A 19974-nucleotide genomic window follows, 5' to 3' on the forward strand; every position below is an offset into this window, starting at 1 on the left:
GCCGCACCGACATGCTTGCCGCTATCCTGTGGCGCGGTGTTCCCTCTCGGTCAATGGCCATGTCCGATTCTTCCAAGGTTCTCGTCCTTTCTGCGCTCGTGCTGGTCGCGATCGGCCTGAGTGGCTGTTTCGGCTCCAAGCAGGACGGGCTGGTGAAAGAGAGCTTCAATTCCGATAACACCTATTCGCGCAACTATCAGGTGCAGCCGGCACAGGCATGCGAATCGGCGCGTCGTGCGTTGTTGAGTCAGGGTTATGTGGTTGCCAAGGCCAGCGCCGATGCGGTCGAAGGCACCAAGAATTTCCAGCCCAGCGAAGACTTGCACGAGCAACTGGAATTGCGCGTGTCCTGTGTGCCGCATGGGCAGGACGAATCCTGGGTATTCGTCAGCGCGTTGCAGGACCGCTATGCGCTGAAAAAAAGCCCGACCTCGGCCAGTGTCGGTGTCGGCTTGCTGGGCTCGGTGTCGTTGCCGATCGGCAGCAGCGACGATTCGATGGTGCGTGTCGCCAGCAATACGGTGCAGGACAGCGATTTCTACAAGCATTTCTTCCAGCTGATGAACGAGTACTTGCCAAAGGGCAAACCTGCCGCGTCAGCCGCGCCCGCGCATCCGCCAGCCGCGTCTCCCGCGCCTGCTCCGGTGCCTGACTCGACGCCATCTGCGGCGCCTGCCCCGCCAGCTCCTGCGGTCGCTGCGCCGGCATCGGCACCCGTGCCCGTGCCCGTGGCCTCGCAGCCTGCCAGCCAATCCGGCAAAAACGGTGGCAATTGATGGCACCCTCGGCAGGACGTTGATTGGCGGCGAGCCAAGTCGACTGAGTTTCACCAAGCATTCGCAAATCCGATGCGAAGCTGGCCGCCATCGAGAGCGCGATGTGCGGTCGTGTGTGCATCGGCTCGACCATCCAGGAGCAATCAGCATGAACACCGTCAAATCCGCCTTCTGTCTCGCCGTGCTCGGCCTTGCCACGGCTGTGGTGCCGTTAGCGCAGGCGTATCGCCACTACGGTCCCGAGGACGATGGCCGCCGTTTCAACGATGGCACCCGCGTGCACTGCAATAAGGTCGCGGTGCGCGAGAACAGCACCGATCCCGATCGCATTGGCGGCACCCTGGCCGGTGCCGCAATCGGTGGCTTGATCGGTCACGAAATCGGCAAGGGCAAGGGCAACACGCTGGCGACGGTCGGTGGCGCGGTGGCAGGTGGTGCCGCCGGTCGTTACATCCAGGGCAAGCGCCAGGAAGCCAACGGCAATCGCGAAGTCGAGACCGTCTGCAAGCGCTATTGATCCACTGCTTCCAGGATGCGCCCTGCGCCTCGGCGGACACTGTTTCCGCCGGGGCGTTTCCGGTGCCGCAATCGGTGGCTTGATCGGTCACGAAATCGGCAAGGGCAAGGGCAACACGCTGGCGACGGTCGGTGGCGCGGTGGCAGGTGGTGCCGCCGGTCGTTACATCCAGGGCAAGCGCCAGGAAGCCAACGGCAATCGCGAAGTCGAGACCGTCTGCAAGCGCTATTGATCCACTGCTTCCAGGATGCGCCCTGCGCCTCGGCGGACACTGTTTCCGCCGGGGCGTTTTCTTTAGTGCCTGTGGCGATGCGTTGTTTGGTGTGGGCGTCTTGTGGCACTCAGGCGAGCAGGGCGCGCAAGGCGGCATCCAGTTGCGGATAACGAAATACGTAGCCTTCCTGTTGCGCGCGCGAGGGCACGACGCGTTGGCTGCTCAGCAGTAGCTCGGCCATCTCGCCGAAGGCCAGGCGCAGGGCGCTGGCCGGCATCGGCAACAGCGTCGGCCGGTGTAGCGCTGCGGCGAGTTGTCTGGCGAAATCGGCATTGGTTGCCGGTGTCGGCGCGCTGGCGTTGTAGGCACCTTCGCCGCCGTGTTGCAACAGCCATAGCAACAGTGCGACATGGTCGTCGCGATGGATCCAACTCATCCATTGTCGTCCCTCGCCCATGCGCCCGCCCAGCCCGAGCTTGAACGGCGGTAGCATCCTGGCCAGTGCGCCGCCATCGCGACCCAGGACCACGCCGGTGCGCACCAGACTGGTTCGCACGCCCAGCGTCTGCGCACGCAGTGCTTCGGCTTCCCAATCGCGGCATAGCTGCGCGGAAAAGTCATCTCCAGGTGTGGCCTGCTCGTCGAGCACATCGTCGCGGCGATCGCCGTAGTAGCCGATTGCCGAGCCTGAGATCAGGCAGCTCGGGCGTTGCGTCGGGTCGAGCTGCTCCATCCAGTCGACCAGCGCGCGCGTGGTGCCGATGCGCGAGGTGCGGAAGCGGCGTTTGCGGGTGGCGTTCCAGCGGCCCTCGCTCAGCGGTTCGCCAGCCAGATTGATCACTGCCTCTGCCGACGCGATGCGATGCAGCGCGTCCAGTGCGTGTACCTCTGGCAGCAAACGCTTAGCACGCAAAAGGTCGCGGCTCAGCACGCTGACCCGGTGTCCTGCCTGCACCAGCGCAGGACAGAGCGCGCGGCCAATGAATCCGGTGCCTCCGGTAACGAGTACGTGCATGAGAGTGCTCAGTTCGGTCAATGGAACAGGCAGTGTAGGCGGGCAATACATTGCGCAGGAGTGAATCCAACGAGTATGTGCCGGGCGCAGTGGCTTCGCGCAGCATGCACGGCCTGGGCGGCACGCTTGCATGAGTGCCGCGTCTTGGCGGTGTCCGGACGTTCGCTGCCTGCCATGTCTGCACCATGATGCGATCCCTTGCACCTACATGTCTGTGGTGGCGTCGTGGCCGTGCCAGCTTGCTGATTGTGTCGCTGCTGACGAGCGCCGCGTCAGCGGCTGTGCCAGATCCTGCGGACAGCGCCAGTGCGGCGTGTCTGACGAATGTCCTTGGTCAACTTGGCTGGCACGTCACCAGTACCGTTGCCGCACAGTCGCAGGTTTCGCCCGGCATGCCGTGCGAGCGCGGATCGCTCGCCGAGGCGCAGGCACATGGCGATCTACAAGTGGCATTGCCGGACACATGGGGCCAGATGCAGCGGCGTCAGGCGCTGCGCCATTTGCTGGAGACCTCGGCGACGCAGTGCGGCTATTTGCTACGGCTCGGTGCGGCGACCGAGCGTGCCGTCGCGCGTTTGCAGGGGAATCCCGGTTATCGGTTCTCGGCCTTGCAACTAGGATGGATCGGATTTGGCCCGCGCGGCGCACGAGCGCAGGGGTGGCAGGGTTTCCGCAGTTTCGGTCGCGGATACCGCCCGGTGCAAGGCAATGCGCATGCGTTGGACGCGTTTTACAGAGGCTATGTGCGCTCGGAATGCGGCGTCGGCCGACAGATTGCGCAATTGGCGGCGCAACGCGAGCTGTATGGCGATGCCGGGTTTGATCGCGCGTTCAGTGCCGACGAACTTTCGATTGGCACGTTCCTCACCTTGCATCGCACCGACAGCATTCTGCTCGGCGCGCATGCCGGCTCCCTCTTCGCCGATGGCAAAGCGGAAAAAACCGCGCAGCGTGGCCGTGCGGCGTTCCTGGGTGTGCCGGGTTATCTGGTGCATGTGTTCGAGTCTGGTTACTTGGACGACATCAACAATCAGGCCGAAAACTTCGTTGTCGTCGCGATCAGTGCCGATGCGGCGCAGGCGTTGCGTCGGCATGGCGGCTTCGCCTATTACGACCGCAGCAACCGGCGTATCTGGGAGTTGGCACAGGCGTTGCGTGGCCCGGGTCGTGCGCGTTTCGAACGTTTGCTGGTGATGCGCGATGCGCGTTTGCGCAGTGGGCTGTCGTTGGCGCAACGCCAGGTGTTGGCGCAGCTCGACGCGTTACTCGACGATCCTGTCTACCGTGGCTTGGACATTTATGTGCATCCGAAGGGTGTCAAGCCGATCGGCTACCACGTGGTGCGTTTGCTGGATCGCAATCCGCGCACTCCGTTTGCGATCGAGTTGACCCTGCACAACCTGCACACCACGCTGTATCGCCGTTGGCGCGCGCAGCAGTTGCAAGATTGCGTGCAGGCGTCATCTGTACGTGTCGCCGAGTAGTTGCCTGCTTCGCTGCGGCTTTGCCGGTAAATCAGCGCACTCACCATCACCGGCGATCATAACGCTCATCTCGGCGCTGCTGCTTCGTGCGATCCTAAGCATTCCTTTTTTCCAAATGGGAGCGACGCATGGAACTTGGACTTGTGGGTCTGGGGCGGATGGGGGCGAACATGGCCGAACGCCTGGTGCGCGGCGGGCACCGTGTGGTCGGTTTCGATCTGGGCGAAGCGGCGCGTAGCGCAGCGCAGCAGCGCGCGGTGGAGACCGTGGAGACCATGGCCGCGCTGATCGCGGCATTGCCTGCGCCGCGCGCGATATGGCTGATGGTGCCGGCTGGGCAAGTCGTCGACGAGACCTTGGCCGTGCTGATGCCGCTCCTACAAAAGGGCGACGTGATCGTCGATGGTGGAAATTCTTATTACAAAGATTCGATGCGTCGCGCCGAGGCGGTGGCGACGCATGGCATCGCCTATGTCGATTGCGGCACCAGTGGCGGGGTGTGGGGGCTGCGCGAGGGGTATAGCCTGATGATCGGTGGCGACGCTGCGGCGGTGCAGCGCCTGCATCCGGTGTTCGCCACGTTGGCGCCAGCGGCCGATGCCGGTTGGGGACGGGTCGGGCCGAGTGGTGCCGGCCACTTCACCAAGATGGTCCACAACGGCATCGAGTACGGAATGATGCAGGCGTATGCCGAAGGTTTTGCGTTGATGGCGCGCAAGCAGGCGTTCGAGCTGGATCTGCATCAGGTCGCCGAGGTCTGGCGTCAGGGCAGCGTGGTGCGTTCCTGGCTGCTGGATCTGTGCGCGGATGCGCTTGGCAACAATCCGCGCTTGGATGGGATCGCGCCGTTCGTGCAGGACTCTGGCGAGGGGCGCTGGACCGTGGCCGAGGCGATCGACCTGAATGTGTCGGCTCCGGTCATCACCCTGTCGCTGTTGGAACGGTTGCGTTCTCGCGAGGACGATTCGTTCGCCGACAAGCTGTTGGCGGCCATGCGCAATCAGTTCGGCGGTCATGCGATGAAACACGAGGGCTGACGCGGTTGCCCGGTGCGGCGCACGACTTGTTTGATGGTCGATAGCGTTCAGTCCAGGGCGACGGTGTTGCCGGAGTCGGCGCTGCGCATGCCGGCATCGAGCAGGCGCATGACTGCCAGCGCCTGCGCCGCATCCACCGGTGCGGGCGCGTGACCGATCATCGCGTCGCGGAAGCCGGCGTAGCAGTGGCGATAGTCGCCCCGATGCGGCGGCACGATGTGTGTGGAGATCGTGCCGGCCGCGTCGATCAGATGCATCTGGCCGGGTAGCGGATCCTCGCCCCAGTGCGGCGCGGCCGGTGTCAGGCCAGCGCGCAACTGTGCTTCCTGGGTATCCAGGCCATGTTTCAGATAACTGCCGCCGGTGCCGTGGAGTGCGAAGCGCAAGCTGTTCGCCGCGACCAACGAGCCAGCATGCAGCACGACACGCAGCCGTGGATAGCGCAGCAGCGCATGGAAATAATCCACGGTTTGCGCCTCGGCGCGTTGCAGTGCGAGATCGGCCTGGATCGTCTGTGGCATGCCGAACAGTTGCAGTGCTTGGTCGAGCAGGTGTGGTCCCAGGTCGAACCACAGTCCCGACCCAGGCAGTGCATGTTCGCGCCAGCGGTCGCCGACGTGCGGGCGATGGCGGTCGAAGTGCGAATGGAATTCGGCGATGTCGCCCAAGGCACCGGTTTCCAGCACCGCGCGCACGCCGAGGAAATCGCCGTCCCAACGCCGGTTCTGGAACACGCTGACGATGCAGTCGGCACGCTGTGCCTGCGCGATCACCTGCTGCGCCTGGTGTGCATTCAAGGTGAACGGCTTGTCCACCAGGACATGCTTGCCTTGCGCTAGCGCTGCCAGTGCCAGCGCTGCATGTGTCTGGTTCGGTGTGGCGATCACCACCGCATCGATCTGCGGGTCGGCGAATGCCTGCGCGGAGTCGGCGACGATGCGTGTGTGCGGGTAGGTCGCGGTCACGGCGTCGGCGTGGCGGGAAACGACCGTATGCAGGCAGAGCCCAGGCGTGTGTGCGATCAACGGCGCGTGGAAGACGCGGCCGGCATAGCCATAGCCGATCAGGGCGAGATTGACGGTCTTGGGCATGGGATCAGCATCGCGGGATTCGATGCCGACAGTATCGCCGACCTCATTTCGCGGGCGTACTCACGCTCTCTGGATGCGCCGGTCACGCTGTATGGACGAGCCGCTATGGAAACTAGCTATCTCGTCAATGACGCCATGTCCCATGGCAACGTTCATTGCACGCACGCACTCGGCGCAATCCTGTGCCGGTCGATGCGTTGCCATGGGCGCGGCCCATGTGTTCGCCGCCGATCCCCCGATCAGTGCTGGCAGAACCATGGCGGCATTGACGAGTGCGACAGCATGCGGCACGTCGGTGCGGCCGAGCACGATACTCAGGCGAAGGCGGATTGGCTCGCCACCAGGCAGGCGTGTGCGACTAGCTCAAGGTCGATAGCGTCAACGCGGCTGTCAAGTGTTTTGGCCCGGTCAAGGCCAAAAGGCAAGGCAATCAGGCTGTGTGGGAGGCCAAGAGGATCGGCGCAGGCAAAACAGTGAGCGCCTCCGGGCTCAAGATCGGTGCCGCCATGACCTGATCCAGTACGGTCTGGCCGCAACATGCGCAGTGACGCCGTTCGCGGATAATGGTTGTTTATGTAACGCATCGTTCCATATACGTTATCTCCGATTTTTGCAAGGCGCACGTTGCGATGATTGTCACATTTCGCGCGGCATTGACATCCGCTCAGACATCATAGGGTTACGTTTGTTAACCGATAAAGCAAGATGCTGGACACTAATACTCATCCGGGGGCAAGCCATGCGGCTGCTGCGGCGGCGGCGTTAGATGCTGCACTTTCCGGCCAGGGCGCGCGGCCGTCCCCTCTGCTTGCGGCGGTACGCAAGCTCGAAGCGCAGCTGTGCATGCTATTGGCCAGCGTCCATGAAGACGCCATCTTCTGGCCGTCTTTCTCCGCGTTGATGATGGAGTTGGATCGAGACTTGAGCTACTCCGAATGTCGGCGTTTGCGTGGCCATGCCGATTTCTTGCTGGTGCGTGCCGGGAGGACGTCTCAGGCCATGAACGTGGTTCAAGCCGACGCCGTTCTGTAGAGCGATCCGCTTAACTGCGTGTGAAATATTGGATCCATTATCTGGGCGGTGTGCAAGCCGCCCATTTGCAAGGCGCACGTTGCGATGATTGTCACATTTCGCGCGGCATTGACATCCGCTCAGACATCATAGGGTTACGTTTGTTAACCGATAAAGCAAGATGCTGGACACTAATACTCATCCGGGGGCAAGCCATGCGGCTGCTGCGGCGGCGGCGTTAGATGCTGCACTTTCCGGCCAGGGCGCGCGGCCGTCCCCTCTGCTTGCGGCGGTACGCAAGCTCGAAGCGCAGCTGTGCATGCTATTGGCCAGCGTCCATGAAGACGCCATCTTCTGGCCGTCTTTCTCCGCGTTGATGATGGAGTTGGATCGAGACTTGAGCTACTCCGAATGTCGGCGTTTGCGTGGCCATGCCGATTTCTTGCTGGTGCGTGCCGGGAGGACGTCTCAGGCCATGAACGTGGTTCAAGCCGACGCCGTTCTGTAGAGCGATCCGCTTAACTGCGTGTGAAATATTGGATCCATTATCTGGGCGGTGTGCAAGCCGCCCATTTCTTTGTGTCCAGTGCTTGGGATAAAGTGCCTCAAGGTGCCGCGACCGGGGTGTTGCTGCATATCTGAATAATTCATCATCGGTCGGGGGAGATGGGCGACAATGCGCGCCTGCGATGCCGTCACTGTTCTCTCTTCATATGTATTTGAGTATGCAGATCATCGCCAAACACGACGTCTGGGATCGCTGGCGACTGCCGGTGCTGGCGCTGGCTGTCGTGTTGATCGTGATTCTGCCGTCGTTGCTGCTGCGGCAGATGAACGCTGCGACCCTGCGTGCCGCCGACTGGATGAGTCATAGCCGGGAAGTCACGGCGGCCTTGAGCGAGTTGCAAGCGGATGTGCGCGATATGGAGTCCGCGGCGATGGCGATGTCGCACGACACCGACTCGCCGTCGCTCAAGGCGCGCCTTAAGCAGACACGTGCATCACTGGTGTCCAACATCGCACGCCTGGCCCAATTGACCCGTGACAACCCGGAGCAGCAAATGCGCATCGGGCGACTGCAAAGCACGCTGGAACGGCGCAGCCTGCTGGCCGAACGTATCGCGCAGAACCGCGATCCGAAGCGGATTGGTCCTTTGATCCAGGAGATGAGCGCAGACAATCCGGTCGGCGGTTTGACCAATGAGTTGCGGCAGCGCGAGGACGAACTGCTGATGCGCCGAATTACCGATGCCGAGCGACGCCGTGCGCTGGCTTCGCGAGTGAGCTGGGTGTCCCTGGCGGTGCAGTTGTTGTTGCTGGGTCTGGTGATCTGGCTGTTGCAGCGCCAGATCGGCCGGCGCCTGCATGCCGAGCGTGACATGCTGCGCGCCAATGGGCGTGCAGCAGCGGTGCTGCAAACCGTGCGCGAGCCGATCGTGTTGCTCGACGGCTCGCAGCGGATGTTGATGCATAACACCGCGTTCGCCGAACTGTACGGACTGCAACCGGACGATGCGTCGAAGATGTTGGCCGAGGTGGGCGATGGCGTCTGGCGGGATCCTGTCATCGGTCAGCGTCTTGCCGATGTCTTGCTGCGCGGACGCGAACTTTGGGATTTCGAGCACGAACAAGTCGGCGCGGACGGTGTGTCGCGGATCATGCTGTTGAACGCGCGGCGCATGCCCTTGCCCGATAGCGAGGATGAGGTGGTGCTGATGACGGTCAGCGACATCACCCTGCAGAAGTCTGCGCAACAGCGGATTCAGGAATTGAATCGGCAGTTGGAGGGCAAGGTGGAGCAGGTGTCGGAGGTCAACCGCGAACTGGAAGCTTTCAGTTACTCGGTCTCGCATGACTTGCGTGCGCCACTGCGCCATGTCGCCGGGTTCGCCGACAAGCTGGTGCGCCATCTGGACGCAGCCGCCGACGAAAAGAGCCGGCATTACCTGGAGGTGATCGGGACTTCGGCGCGGCGCATGGCCTCGTTGATCGACGATCTACTGGTGTATTCGCGTCTGGGCCGTAGCGCGATGCGCTTGCAGTCGGTGGATATGCAGTCGCTGGTGGCGGAGACGCGCTCGGTGCTGGACGCCAATTATCAGTCCGACCATGCCGGTAACGGCCATCGCATCGAATGGCGCGTTGCGCCGCTGCCGATTCTGGTCGTCGACGAGAACATGATGCGCCAGTTGTGGTTGAATTTGCTCGATAACGCGGTCAAGTACAGTGCCAAACGCGAGGTCGCGCAGATTGAGGTCCACTACCAAATGGAGCCGGACGGTAGCCATCACTTCACTGTGCGCGACAACGGTGCCGGTTTCGACATGACCTATGCGGCCAAATTATTCGGCGTATTTCAGCGGCTGCACAAGGCGAGCGAATACTCCGGTACCGGCATTGGCCTAGCCAGCGTGCGTCGCGTCCTCGCCCGTCATGGTGGGCATATCTGGGCCGAGTCCGCGCCGGACGAGGGCGCCAGCTTCCACTTCGTTTTGCCACCGGCGCTCGAAGCGCCCACCACCGAGTTGATCGCATGACTGCCATTCGCACCATTTTGCTGGCCGAAGATAGTCCCGCCGATGCTGAAATGGCGATGGACGCATTACGCGATGCTCGCTTGGCCAATCCGATCGTGCACGTCGAGGACGGTGTGGAAGCGATGGATTACCTGCTGCGTCGCGGTGCCTACGCCAAGCGCGAGGAGGGGATGCCCGCGGTACTGCTGTTGGACATCAAGATGCCGCGACTGGATGGCCTGGAAGTGCTCAGGCTGGTGCGCAGCGATGAGTCGCTCAAGCGTCTGCCGGTGGTGATTCTGTCGTCCTCGCGCGAGGAAAGCGATCTGGCCCGTAGTTGGGACCTTGGTGTCAACGCCTATGTGGTCAAACCGGTGGACGTGGATCAGTTCTTCACTGCGGTAAAGACCTTGGGGACGTTCTGGGCGCTGATCAATCAGGCTCCGGACGAAGAGTAAGCAGGCATGCCCATGACCGGCCCCAAGTTCGGCCCAATCCGGATCCTGATGGTGGAGGACTCGCCAGAGGATGCCGAGTTGCTGTCCGACCAATTGCTGGACGCCGGTCTGGAGGCGACGTTCCATCGTGTGCAAAGCGAACCAGCGCTGCGCGAGGCGTTGCGCGAGTTCGCTCCCGACATCGTGTTGTCCGACCTCAGTATGCCGGGGTTTTCCGGACATCGGGCGCTGCGGGTGTTGCGCGAACATGACAGCGTCATGCCCTTCATATTCGTCTCCGGCACCATTGGCGAAGAGACTGCGGTCGAGGCGCTGCGCGATGGCGCCAACGACTACATCATCAAGCACAACCCCACTCGCTTGCCGTCGGCGGTGACACGTGCGATCCGTGAGGCGCGCTCCGAACGCGAGCGGCAGCGGGTTGAGCGAGAGTTGATGCGCGCGCAGAGGCTGGAGAGTCTGGCCCTGCTCGCTGCCGGCCTCAGTCACGATTTGCGGAATATTCTGCAGCCGTTACTGATCGTGCCGGAACTGATGATCGGACGCAGCGACGATCCGCAACTGCGGCATCTTGCCGATGTCATTGCCGAGTGTGGTCGGCGTGGTCACGAGATGGCCGAGTCGATGCTGTCGTTCGTGCGTGGTTCGCGCACGCCCAGCCAGCGGGTTTGTATCGCCGAACTGTTCCAGGCCGTGCAGATGTTGCTCAAGAGCAGCCTGCCAGAGGGCGTGGCCTTGCAGGTGGATGCGCCCGATGCGTCCTTGTCGATCGAGGCCAATTACACCGAATTGCAGCAGTGTCTGCTCAACCTGGGATTGAATGCGATTCAGGCGATGCCCGATGGAGGGCGGCTGACCTTCTCGGCCATCCAGGCGATCGGCACAAACGGTCGCGATCAGGTGCGTATCCTGGTCCGCGACAGTGGTATGGGGATGGATGCGCAGACACAGGCGCGTCTGTTCAGTCCCTTCTTCACCACCAAGCCGGATGGCACAGGTCTTGGCCTGATTTCGTGCAAGCGCATCGTCGAAGGCTACGGTGGCAGCATCGGCGTGGACAGTACGCCGGGCGAGGGCACCTGTTTCGAATTGATGCTGCCATTGCGCGGTCAGACGCCTTCGGTCGAGCCAGAGTTGTCGTTGCCGATGGGCAAGGGCCAGAGCGTGATGTTGGTGGATGGCGAGGCGACGCGGTTGTCGCTGCTCGGTAACGCGCTGTCCAGCCAGGGCTACCGCCCGCAATTGGCGTCCGATGGCGCGGCAGCGCTGCGCGACGTGCAGGAACACGGTCTGCCGGACCTGGTGATCGTGGACAGCGATATCATTCTGCTGTCGGCGGTCAGCCTGCTGATGGCGCTGCAGGAAATGCGTTATCAGGGCCCGGCGATCGTGCTCGAGGACGCTGGCGCGGTGTTGGAACGCGATCATTTTCCCAGCGATATCGCCGTGCACGTGTTGCGCAAGCCGTTGGAAATGCAACGCGTGTTTCGCGCTGTGGCACATGCGTTGGAGAGTGGCTGAGAATCCGCTCCCCGGGAAGCGAGTCAACCGATCTGCAACAACGCACACAGATAAGATTGCGTTGCGGTTTGAGCGGGTAAACCATGTGTTTTCGTTCTTGCGGATCTAGCGTCTGTGCTGGTCGTAGCCAAGCGTGGCGAACACGGCGTCACCAGTCCCTGTCCGGTAGACGCGGGGAGTTGCGCAGGAACCGCCGTGTGCAAGTGATACGAGAGGATTCCGTGGACTGTCCACAACCGTCTGACAGCGATGCAGTCGTTGTGTTGGCTACCCTAGGGCGATTGCGCTTCCAGGGTGGGGCGAGGGAGAGGGACGCACGGGATTGGGTTCGGTCGCGCTCGCGATTGCCGGCTCCAGGGGAGATGCGCAAACGTGCTGGCCGCGTTTTCCGGCCGGCAGACACAGGAGGGTATGACACTGCCGCAAGCCCGGCGCGCCCGGATTCTATGCGGTGCGGCACCGACTTGGCTAGCTGGTTGACGCTGGTGGCCGCAGCATGCGCGAATATCGCATGACCACCGTGCTCCTGAGCCTGGGCAGCAACCTGCGCCCGCAGCATCACCTTGCCGTTGCGCTCGACGCATTGCGTAAGCGCTTCGGTCCGATCGTGGTGTCGCCCACCTATCGGACCGTGGCGGTGGGCTTCGACGGACCGGCATTCCTCAACAACGCGGTGGCGTTGCAGACGGATTGGGAGCTGATGCCGCTAGACGCCTGGTTGCATGCGCTGGAAGACGCGCACGGGCGCGACCGCAGTGGTCCACGCTTTGGCGACCGCACCTTGGACATCGATATCGTGTTCTATGGCGACCGCATCGCTGAAGGTCCAGGTAATTTGCGTCTCCCGCGTCCCGAGTTGCGCCATGCCTTCGTGCTGAAACCGCTGGCCGACATCGCCGCCGATTTCGTCGACCCGATCAGCGGCCTGACGTTGGAGGCATTGTGGCGTGCGCATGCCGAGCACGGAGCGGTGTTCGAGGTGGTGGCGCTGGATGGGGGCGAGACCCTGGGGCAGGAGCGCGCGGCTCGGTAAGGTCGGCACTCGTGTGGAGGCGGGAGCGCCCGATGTCCTCGCCGAGCAGCGGCTGTCTGCAAATCGAATCGGGCAAGGGCGCGCGCGTTGCTGTGTGTTCGCGACTGACGCGGTTGCTGCGTGTGATCCATGTCGATGCCACAGACGCGGTGTTGTGGTGGCGATGTCCCGCCATCATCGGCTGTCTCGAACGCATCGTCCCGGCCTCAGGACAGTCCTCGGCCACCATCCACTCGCAAAGTCTGACCGGTGACGAAGTGGGCGTCGTCGAGCAGCCAGCGTACCGCTTCGGCGATGTCGGCGACGTCGCCGGTGCGTGCCAGCGGGGTGCGCGCCAGCAGCGCCTGCTGCGCGGCGGGATCCTTGCCGGCGTCCGGCCACAGGATCGCGCCGGGGGCGATGGCGTTGACCCGCACCCGCGGTGCCAACTCCAACGCCAGTGAGCGAGTCAGCATCGCCAGGGCGGCTTTGGCGGCGCCGTACAGCGGATGCGCGCGCAAGGGTTGCTCCGCATGCAGGTCGGTGAGGTTGACGATGGCGCCACCGTGTTCGCGTAGTTGCTCGGTAGCGGCCTGGGCGAGGAACAGCGGCGCACGCGCGTTGACTGCGAACAGGTCGTCCCATTGCGCCGGTGTGGCTTCGTGCAAGGGGGTGGGATAGAAGTTGGAGGCGTTGTTGATCAGCGCGTCGAGCCGGCCGAAGCGCTGTACGCACTGCCTCACCAATCCCGGCAATTGCGTGGTATCGCGCAAGTCGGCGTGCAGGGTCAGGGTGCTGTCCGCGCGCATGGTCTCCAGTTCCTGCGCCAGCGCCTGCAGTTCGGTTTGCGAGGTGTGCGCATGCAGCGCCACGCGATAGCCCGCAGCGTGCAGATGCCGGGCGATGCCGGCGCCGATGCGGCGTGCGCTGCCGGTGATCAGGGCGACTTTGAGGTGAGACATGTGCAGATTCCGTACTCGGCTATGCTGTGCATTGTCCACGCAATTCAGCACCGCATGCCGACCGATCTTCCCTTGCCCGATGCCGATGCGCTGGCGCACAGTCATCGTCTGGTCGCGCATCTGCGCGACGAAATCGCCGCCAATGGTGGCGCCATTGCGTTTTCGCGCTTCATGGAGCTGGTTTTGTACGCGCCGGGACTCGGTTACTACAGCGCCGGCAGTAGCAAGTTCGGCGAGGCGGGCGATTTCGTGACCGCGCCGGAGCTGGGTTCGTTGTTTGCCGCCACGGTGTCCAACGCGCTGGCTCCGGTGTTGCGGCAACTGGGTCCGCAGGCGCGCATGTTGGAAGTGGGCGGCGGCAGTGGCGCTTTCGCCGAGGTGATGCTCAAGCGCTTGTCGGCGCTGGATGCGTTGCCTCAACGCTATGCCATCCTGGAGCCCAGCGCGGACCTGCGCGCGCGCCAGCGCGCGCGTCTGGCGCGGGTGTTGATCCCGCCGGTGTTCGATCTGCTGGAATGGTTGGAGCGTCCGTTCGACGACGACTGGAACGGCGTGCTGTTCGCCAACGAAGTGATCGACGCATTGCCGACGCCGCGCTTTATGCTGCGTGATGGCGAGGTCTTCGAGGAGACGGTGACGCTGGATCGCGATGGCGGCTTCCAGCGTGGCGAGCAGCCCGCCGATGCGCTGCTGACGGCGGCCGTGCGGCATGTGGAACGCGATCTGCAGCGGTCACTGGCCGATGGCTACCGCTCCGAACTGCTGCCGCAGTTGCCGTATTGGATTCAGGCGGTGGCCGGTGGCTTGCGCAGCGGCGCGATGCTGTTCGTGGATTACGGTTATCCGCGTCGCGAGTTCTATCTGCCCGAGCGCAATGAAGGTACCTTGCGCGCGTTCTACCGGCATCGCAGCCATGCCGATGTGTATCGCTGGCCGGGATTGCAGGACCTGACCGCATCGGTGGACTTCACCGCGTTGGCCGAGGCCGGTACCGGTGCCGGTTTCGATCTGGCGGGTTACTGCAACCAAGCCAGTTTCCTGCTGGGCAATGGCCTGGACACGTTGCTGGCCGAGGCCGAAGCACGCACCGACGACGCCGGCCGGCTGCGTCTGCGTCAGCAAGTGAAGCGGCTGACCCTGCCCAGCGAGATGGGCGAGCGTTTCCAGGTGATGGGGTTCGAGCGGGATGTCGCGCTGGCGCCTGCCTTTTTGGCTGGTGACCTGAGTTGGCGCCTGTGAGGGCAATGGTGCGCCCGTTCCGCTGGCCCTGGTTATGGCAGGGGTTGTGGTGGCTGGCCATTATCGTGCTGATTTACCTCTGCATGATTCCCCGTCCGCCGCAATTGTTGGACATGCCCGAGGGCGACAAGGTCGAGCATTTTCTCGCTTATCTGTTGCTGGCTGCCGGCGCCGTGCAGCTTTATGCCGGTCCGCGTGCCTGGACCGGGGCCGCGCTGGGCCTGTTGGCGTTGGGTGTGGGGATCGAGTTCGCGCAGGGAGCCTGGACCAGTACACGTTCGGCCGATCCATTCGATGCGTTGGCCGACGCGCTGGGTGTCGCAGTCGGTATGGTGACGCTGTTCACTCCGCTGCGTGACGTGCTTTGGCATCTGGAGCGTAGTTTGCTGAGCCGCTGAATCAATCGTTTTGCAATGTGTAGGCGAATTCACATAACCCGCATTAAATGCCTTGCTGCATAGATGCCTGAGTGGACCCGAAATGTTTGCGGGAACGCACAGATCGTGTCTGCATAATCGAACAAGAGTGTATTCTCCAGACGCGCGCAAAGTTGCTGCATACGTGCATCTTCCACATTCGTCTTGCAGGGCAACCGCCCTGTCGCCGCGTGGCGCACCGCGCCCATTGACTAGGAAACCATTATGCAAGCACGACATATTCGCGCCGTCCTACGCAGTGCCGGTTTGTTCGCCGTGCTGAGTCTGATTGCCATCGTCCCACCCGCTTCTGCCGATGACTGGAGCGGGGTCTGTAATGGCGCTGCGACCTATACCTACTCTGGATACTCTGGTGGCGCCCTGTTGCTTGATCCGATTCCGCCGGATGCAATGATCACTGCGCTCAACCCGACACAGCTCAATTATGGCGGGGTCAAGGCTGCGTTGGCCGGTGCGTATCTGCAGGTGCAAGGTCCCAAGGGCACCGCCACCGTGTATGTCACCGACATATATCCGGAAGGCCACAATTGCTATTTGGATCTGTCGCCCAATGCGTTTTCTTCCATTGGCGATACCAGCGCCGGTCGCATCCCGATCAGTTGGAAAGTGGTGCAAGCACCGATCACCGGTAACCTAGTGTATCGAATCAAAGAGGGAAGTTCGCCGTATTGGGCCGCAATCCAGGTACGCAACCATCTCTACCCGGTGGTCAAGTTCGAGTACAAGAAGGGCGGCGACTGGATCAGTTTGCCGAAGATGGACTACAACCATTTCGTCGGCGAAAATGTTGGAGCGCAGATGCTCGAGGTACGCATCACCGATATTCGCGGCATGGTGGTGACCGATACGATTCCGCCCATGCCTACCTATGGGAACCGGGGAGCTTATCTCGTTGATGGGCATGTCCAGTTTCCGCGGGATCAGGATATCCGGTCGCGTCATTGAGAGAATGTGATGTGAGCCAGGCCCCGGTGTTGTGACGCCGGGGCTTGCTCGTGCCAGCAGTCCGTTTGCGGCGAGTGATGATGCGGCGTGGATTGGTCTTGGAGTGGCTAACAAAACGTCGCCAGTGGCTCTCGGGTGGGCGCGGACGGCACACAGGGTCCGAGGCGGTATGTGAGTTCCGAGCACTGCCCACGCCCCTCTGGCGGCGACACAGTGGTCTTGTTAGCTCCTCTTATTCGTTGTAGATAAACCCGCTGTCGGGTTGAGAGATCCGTCGCATCGCGTCTGCTCTGGGGGGCGTCGATGACCTCTGCCAGGGCGATGACCCCTGGCGCATCTGCTAGCGGTAGCGGCCCGTCCGGGTCGCCGCATGCCCGAAACCGATGGTCGGGGCAGGGCGGCACCGCCGACCATGCCGCCATACGTCCTGCGATGCTGGCTAACGGCGCGGCATTGCCCTGGTGTCCGGTACCGATTCGTCACGCAGCGTGCACATCGCATGGATTGGTACTATATTGGATATGATCTATCCATGCGGTCTGGAGAGCACGATGACCAAGTCCAAGCCGCCTGCCGACCCTAGGTTGCGGGGGCTGGCTGTGGATTCGGATGCGCCGACGCCCTTGTACTTGCAATTGGCGAGCAAGCTGGTGGGGGCGATCAAGGCTGGCCAGTGGAAACCGGGCGAGGCTTTGCCCGCCGAGCGCCAACTGTGCGAACACCTGCAGATATCGCGTGTGACCCTGCGCCAGGCTGTGGATGCCCTGGTCGAGCAAGGCCTGGTGTCGCGCCGGCAAGGTGCCGGTACGTTCGTCACCTCGCACATCCAGCATCAACTTAGCGGCCTGGCCAGTTTCACCGAGACCGTGCGCATGGAAGGGCTGGAGCCAGGGACGCGCTGGCTGGAGCGGCGTACCCGTCCGGCCCACGGCGAGGAGATCCTGCGCCTGGGGTTGTCGCCGGACACCGCCGTGACGGAGCTGACCCGTTTGCGCAGTGCCGATGGCCGGGTCATGGCCTACGAGGAAGCGGTGCTGCCGCAGTATGTCGTGCCCGATCCCAAGGCGATCGTCGATTCGCTCTATGCCTACCTGGACGAGCGCGGCACCCCGGTGGTGCGCGCACTGCAGCATTTCCGTGCCATCAATCTGCCGGCGCGGTTGGCCGGACACCTGGCCATGAAGGAAGGCGAGGCGATCCTGCACGTGGTGCGGGTCGGCTATGCCCGCGACGGCAGCGCGATCGAACTGACCGACACGTATTGCCATAACGACTACTACGATTTCGTCGCCGAACTGCGACGCTGATCGCCGATCCTCGCGCCACCACGGAGCCCCCGCCCATGACCAACGCTCGGCCTAACAATCCTTTGGTTTCGATTGCCATCGTCGGCCTGTTGTTCTTCATCATCGGCTTTTTTACCTGGATCAATGGGCCGTTGATCACCTTCGTGCGCTTGGCGTTCGATCTCAACGAGGTCAACGCCTTCCTGGTGTTGATGGTGTTCTACCTGTCGTACTTTTTCCTGGCGTTGCCATCGTCGTGGATTCTCAAACGCACTGGTATGAAGAAGGGCCTGGCCTTGAGTCTGTTGGTCATGGCGCTTGGCGCGGCGCTATTCGGGCAGTTCGCCACGCAGCGTTTCTATGCGGGTGCGTTGGTTGGGCTGTTCGTGATCGGCAGTGGTCTGGCGTTGTTGCAGACCGCGGTCAATCCCTACATCAGCATTCTTGGCCCGATCGAGAGCGCGGCGCGGCGCATCGCGGTGATGGGTATTTGCAACAAAATTGCCGGCATCATGGCGCCGTTCCTGATCGGCACGCTGGTGTTGCACGGCATCGGCGATTTGGCCGCGCAGGTGCAGGCAGCCGATCCGGCGACCAAGGAAATGCTGCTTGCCACCTTCGCTGCCAAAATCCATATGCCGTATATGGTGATGGCCTGTGTGCTGGTGGTGGTGGCGATTGGCGTGTTGTTTTCGCCGTTGCCGGAGTTGCAGGCCGAGCAAGCCAATGCCACGCCGGTGGCGGTTGGTGGCGCCGCGCAGAGGCACAGCATCTTCCAGTTCCCGCATCTGTGGTTGGGCGTACTGTGCCTGTTCGTGTATGTGGGTGTGGAGGTGATGGCTGGCGACGCGATCGGTACCTACGGCAATGGCTTCCACCTGCCACTGGACCAGACCAAGTTGTTTACCTCCTTTACCTTGGCGTTGATGCTTGCGGGGTATGTGGTCGGCCTGGTGGTGATCCCGACGTTGATTTCGCAGTCACGTTACCTCAGCGTGTCGGCGCTGCTTGGCATGCTGTTCTCGGTTGGCGCGTATCTCACCCACGGCTATGTGTCGGTGGGGTTCGTCGCTGCGCTCGGCTTCGCCAATGCGATGATGTGGCCGGCAATCTTTCCGCTGGCGATCAAGGGCCTGGGTCGTTGCACCGAAATCGGCTCGGCATTGTTGGTGATGGGCATCGCCGGTGGTGCGGTCATTCCGCAGTTGTTCGCGGTGCTGAAGCAACATGTCGATTTTCAGTTGGTGTTTTTGCTGTTGATGCTGCCCTGCTATCTGTACATCCTGTTCTATTCGCTGGTTGGCCACCGCGTCGGTCAGGCCATCGCCCGCACATGATTGCGCATCATGAGCGCACTTCCCGGCGCACAGGAACGCAGTATGCGTAGACCGACCATCAAAGACGTCGCCGAACGCGCGCTGGTGTCGTTGAAAACCGTCTCGCGGGTCATCAACAACGAACCGTCGGTGATGCAGGCCACGCGTTCGCGCGTTCTGCATGCCATCGCCGAACTGGACTACGAGCCGGATCCCTCGGCACGCAACCTGCGCAGCATCACCCCGTTCGTGATCGGGCTGGTATACGACAACCCCAATCCGTATCACATCATCGGCTTGCAGAATGGAGTACTTGCCGCCTGTCGCGAGACCGGCTTTGGTGTGCAGATCCATCCCTGCGACTCGACCGCGCCGATGTTGGCCGAGGAACTGGCCGAATGGACCCAACGCTCGCGTCTAGCCGGGCTGGTTCTCACTGCGCCGATCTCCGAGCGCAAGGAACTGGTCGCGGCGTTGGCCGCGCGCGGCATCAAGAGCGTGCGCATCATCGCCGCCACCGAGGACCCGAAGGACGGTGGATGCGTTTATGTCGACGACCGTGCGGCGGCCTACGAGATCACCGAACACCTGATCCAGCTCGGTCATCAGCGCATCGGTTTCCTCTGGGGAGGCATCGCGCATCGCTCCAGCGGCGAGCGCTACGCCGGCTACGAGGCCGCACTGAAGGACTACGGTATTGCGTTGGACAAGCACCTGATTGTGCCGGGCGACTACACCTTCGACGATGGTTTTCGTGGCGCGCGGCGCTTGCTGGCGTTGCGCGAGCCGCCGACTGCGATCTTCGGTTCCAACGACGAAATCGCCGCTGGCGTGCTGGCTGCGGCCAAGTCGGCTTCGGTGAACGTGCCCTACGATCTGTCCATTGCCGGCTTCGAGGACAGCCCGTTCTCGCGCCAGTCGTGGCCGGCGCTGACGACCGCCAAACAAGCGACCGAAGACATCGCCCGCCATGCCGCGCGGCTGCTGATTGGCCAGTTGCGCAGCGATGCCTACGAAGATCATCCAGCGGCGTTGCATAACCAGGGGTTCGTGCCGCAACTGGTGGTGCGTGGCTCGACCGCGCCGATGCAACCCCATGTCCGCCCTTCTTCCTCTCCCGACCCGATGTGACTTTGC

At 62.7% G+C, this 19974-nt stretch carries 18 protein-coding genes and 2 pseudogenes; 17 read left to right on the forward strand and 3 right to left on the reverse strand.

Annotated elements, in window-relative coordinates; all coding sequences use genetic code 11:
* Positions 1-59 precede the first annotated feature (59 nt).
* The 3 genes and pseudogenes from XANALMUS060_RS01400 to XANALMUS060_RS21710 all read left to right on the forward strand — a co-directional run.
* The gene (locus XANALMUS060_RS01400) at positions 60-776 is read left to right on the forward strand and encodes a DUF2242 domain-containing protein (RefSeq protein ID WP_045737072.1); all 717 of its coding nucleotides are present in this window, start codon (positions 60-62) and stop codon (positions 774-776) included.
* Positions 777-924: 148 nt separating this feature from the next.
* Positions 925-1293 carry a glycine zipper 2TM domain-containing protein gene (locus XANALMUS060_RS01405; protein WP_045728229.1) on the forward strand — a complete coding sequence of 123 codons (369 nt, stop codon included), beginning with the start codon at positions 925-927 and terminating at the stop codon, positions 1291-1293.
* 55 nt (positions 1294-1348) lie between these two features.
* Positions 1349-1525 (forward strand): annotated as a pseudogene (locus XANALMUS060_RS21710) (glycine zipper 2TM domain-containing protein); the annotation flags it as partial.
* 109 nt (positions 1526-1634) lie between these two features.
* Here XANALMUS060_RS21710 and XANALMUS060_RS01415 read toward each other — a convergent pair.
* A complete protein-coding gene (locus XANALMUS060_RS01415) occupies positions 1635-2522 on the reverse strand; it encodes a TIGR01777 family oxidoreductase (protein ID WP_045736830.1) in 888 nt (295 codons plus the stop codon).
* Between the two features lie 185 nt (positions 2523-2707).
* On the opposite strand from XANALMUS060_RS01415, the gene XANALMUS060_RS01420 reads away from it, so the two are divergent.
* Together XANALMUS060_RS01420 and gnd are read left to right on the forward strand one after the other, a co-directional pair.
* Positions 2708-4006, forward strand: a complete 1299-nt coding sequence (locus XANALMUS060_RS01420) for a hypothetical protein (RefSeq protein WP_235430296.1) — start codon at positions 2708-2710, stop codon at positions 4004-4006.
* A 128-nt stretch (positions 4007-4134) separates the two neighbouring features.
* On the forward strand, positions 4135-5043 hold the full coding sequence (gnd, locus tag XANALMUS060_RS01425) for a phosphogluconate dehydrogenase (NAD(+)-dependent, decarboxylating) (protein ID WP_045736832.1): 909 nt from the start codon (positions 4135-4137) through the stop codon (positions 5041-5043).
* A gap of 47 nt (positions 5044-5090) precedes the next feature.
* Here the strand turns inward: gnd and XANALMUS060_RS01430 are convergent, their stop codons facing one another.
* Entirely contained in the window at positions 5091-6134 is a 1044-nt protein-coding gene (locus XANALMUS060_RS01430) for an oxidoreductase (protein ID WP_045736833.1), read from the reverse strand.
* A gap of 705 nt (positions 6135-6839) precedes the next feature.
* Here XANALMUS060_RS01430 and XANALMUS060_RS01435 point away from each other — a divergent pair.
* From XANALMUS060_RS01435 to folK, 6 genes are all read left to right on the forward strand, one after another.
* Positions 6840-7166, forward strand: coding sequence for a hypothetical protein (locus XANALMUS060_RS01435; protein ID WP_045736834.1), 327 nt, complete (start codon positions 6840-6842; stop codon positions 7164-7166).
* A 160-nt stretch (positions 7167-7326) separates the two neighbouring features.
* Positions 7327-7653, forward strand: coding sequence for a hypothetical protein (locus XANALMUS060_RS01440; RefSeq protein WP_045736834.1), 327 nt, complete (start codon positions 7327-7329; stop codon positions 7651-7653).
* A 217-nt stretch (positions 7654-7870) separates the two neighbouring features.
* Positions 7871-9682: an ATP-binding protein gene (locus XANALMUS060_RS01445; RefSeq protein WP_045737074.1), complete on the forward strand. Its 1812-nt coding sequence runs from the start codon at positions 7871-7873 to the stop codon at positions 9680-9682.
* Entirely contained in the window at positions 9679-10119 is a 441-nt protein-coding gene (locus XANALMUS060_RS01450) for a response regulator (RefSeq protein WP_045736835.1), read from the forward strand. Before XANALMUS060_RS01445 ends, XANALMUS060_RS01450 begins: the two co-directional genes overlap by 4 nt.
* 6 nt (positions 10120-10125) lie before the next feature.
* Positions 10126-11640 carry a hybrid sensor histidine kinase/response regulator gene (locus tag XANALMUS060_RS01455; RefSeq protein WP_045736836.1) on the forward strand — a complete coding sequence of 505 codons (1515 nt, stop codon included), beginning with the start codon at positions 10126-10128 and terminating at the stop codon, positions 11638-11640.
* A gap of 511 nt (positions 11641-12151) precedes the next feature.
* Positions 12152-12673, forward strand: a complete 522-nt coding sequence (folK, locus tag XANALMUS060_RS01460; RefSeq protein ID WP_045737075.1) for a 2-amino-4-hydroxy-6-hydroxymethyldihydropteridine diphosphokinase — start codon at positions 12152-12154, stop codon at positions 12671-12673.
* Between the two features lie 206 nt (positions 12674-12879).
* Here folK and XANALMUS060_RS01465 read toward each other — a convergent pair whose 3' ends face one another.
* Positions 12880-13614 (reverse strand): pteridine reductase, encoded by a 735-nt coding sequence (locus XANALMUS060_RS01465; protein WP_045736837.1) that lies wholly within the window; start codon positions 13612-13614, stop codon positions 12880-12882.
* A gap of 54 nt (positions 13615-13668) precedes the next feature.
* Here XANALMUS060_RS01465 and XANALMUS060_RS01470 point away from each other — a divergent pair, with 54 nt between their 5' ends.
* From XANALMUS060_RS01470 to XANALMUS060_RS01495, 6 genes and pseudogenes are all read left to right on the forward strand, one after another.
* A complete protein-coding gene (locus tag XANALMUS060_RS01470) occupies positions 13669-14853 on the forward strand; it encodes an SAM-dependent methyltransferase (RefSeq protein ID WP_045737076.1) in 1185 nt (394 codons plus the stop codon).
* Positions 14841-15251: a VanZ family protein gene (locus tag XANALMUS060_RS01475; protein WP_200893989.1), complete on the forward strand. Its 411-nt coding sequence runs from the start codon at positions 14841-14843 to the stop codon at positions 15249-15251. Before XANALMUS060_RS01470 ends, XANALMUS060_RS01475 begins: the two co-directional genes overlap by 13 nt.
* Before the next feature lie 363 nt (positions 15252-15614).
* A pseudogene (locus tag XANALMUS060_RS01480) lies at positions 15615-16235 on the forward strand (expansin EXLX1 family cellulose-binding protein); the annotation flags it as partial.
* Positions 16236-16786: 551 nt separating this feature from the next.
* Complete coding sequence (locus XANALMUS060_RS01485) at positions 16787-17542, forward strand: GntR family transcriptional regulator (protein WP_045737077.1); 756 nt, start codon at positions 16787-16789, stop codon at positions 17540-17542.
* Positions 17543-17577: 35 nt separating this feature from the next.
* Entirely contained in the window at positions 17578-18858 is a 1281-nt protein-coding gene (locus tag XANALMUS060_RS01490; protein WP_045736840.1) for a sugar MFS transporter, read from the forward strand.
* Positions 18859-18900: 42 nt separating this feature from the next.
* Complete coding sequence (locus tag XANALMUS060_RS01495) at positions 18901-19968, forward strand: LacI family DNA-binding transcriptional regulator (RefSeq protein WP_045737078.1); 1068 nt, start codon at positions 18901-18903, stop codon at positions 19966-19968.
* The last annotated feature ends 6 nt before the right edge of the window (positions 19969-19974 follow it).

The organism is Xanthomonas sp. MUS 060 (assembly GCF_000963215.1).
Taxonomy (GTDB): Bacteria; Pseudomonadota; Gammaproteobacteria; order Xanthomonadales; family Xanthomonadaceae; genus Xanthomonas_A.

What these genes read in the sequence shown, in the direction of transcription:
- XANALMUS060_RS01400 (WP_045737072.1), top strand. Translation starts at nt 60, where the DNA reads ATGTCCGATTCTTCCAAGGTTCTCGTCCTTTCTGCGCTCGTGCTGGTC.
- XANALMUS060_RS01405 (WP_045728229.1), top strand. Translation starts at nt 925, where the DNA reads ATGAACACCGTCAAATCCGCCTTCTGTCTCGCCGTGCTCGGCCTTGCC.
- XANALMUS060_RS01415 (WP_045736830.1), bottom strand. Translation starts at nt 2,522, where the DNA reads ATGCACGTACTCGTTACCGGAGGCACCGGATTCATTGGCCGCGCGCTC.
- XANALMUS060_RS01420 (WP_235430296.1), top strand. Translation starts at nt 2,708, where the DNA reads ATGATGCGATCCCTTGCACCTACATGTCTGTGGTGGCGTCGTGGCCGT.
- gnd (WP_045736832.1), top strand. Translation starts at nt 4,135, where the DNA reads ATGGAACTTGGACTTGTGGGTCTGGGGCGGATGGGGGCGAACATGGCC.
- XANALMUS060_RS01430 (WP_045736833.1), bottom strand. Translation starts at nt 6,134, where the DNA reads ATGCCCAAGACCGTCAATCTCGCCCTGATCGGCTATGGCTATGCCGGC.
- XANALMUS060_RS01435 (WP_045736834.1), top strand. Translation starts at nt 6,840, where the DNA reads ATGCTGGACACTAATACTCATCCGGGGGCAAGCCATGCGGCTGCTGCG.
- XANALMUS060_RS01440 (WP_045736834.1), top strand. Translation starts at nt 7,327, where the DNA reads ATGCTGGACACTAATACTCATCCGGGGGCAAGCCATGCGGCTGCTGCG.
- XANALMUS060_RS01445 (WP_045737074.1), top strand. Translation starts at nt 7,871, where the DNA reads ATGCAGATCATCGCCAAACACGACGTCTGGGATCGCTGGCGACTGCCG.
- XANALMUS060_RS01450 (WP_045736835.1), top strand. Translation starts at nt 9,679, where the DNA reads ATGACTGCCATTCGCACCATTTTGCTGGCCGAAGATAGTCCCGCCGAT.
- XANALMUS060_RS01455 (WP_045736836.1), top strand. Translation starts at nt 10,126, where the DNA reads ATGCCCATGACCGGCCCCAAGTTCGGCCCAATCCGGATCCTGATGGTG.
- folK (WP_045737075.1), top strand. Translation starts at nt 12,152, where the DNA reads ATGACCACCGTGCTCCTGAGCCTGGGCAGCAACCTGCGCCCGCAGCAT.
- XANALMUS060_RS01465 (WP_045736837.1), bottom strand. Translation starts at nt 13,614, where the DNA reads ATGTCTCACCTCAAAGTCGCCCTGATCACCGGCAGCGCACGCCGCATC.
- XANALMUS060_RS01470 (WP_045737076.1), top strand. Translation starts at nt 13,669, where the DNA reads ATGCCGACCGATCTTCCCTTGCCCGATGCCGATGCGCTGGCGCACAGT.
- XANALMUS060_RS01485 (WP_045737077.1), top strand. Translation starts at nt 16,787, where the DNA reads ATGACCAAGTCCAAGCCGCCTGCCGACCCTAGGTTGCGGGGGCTGGCT.
- XANALMUS060_RS01490 (WP_045736840.1), top strand. Translation starts at nt 17,578, where the DNA reads ATGACCAACGCTCGGCCTAACAATCCTTTGGTTTCGATTGCCATCGTC.
- XANALMUS060_RS01495 (WP_045737078.1), top strand. Translation starts at nt 18,901, where the DNA reads ATGCGTAGACCGACCATCAAAGACGTCGCCGAACGCGCGCTGGTGTCG.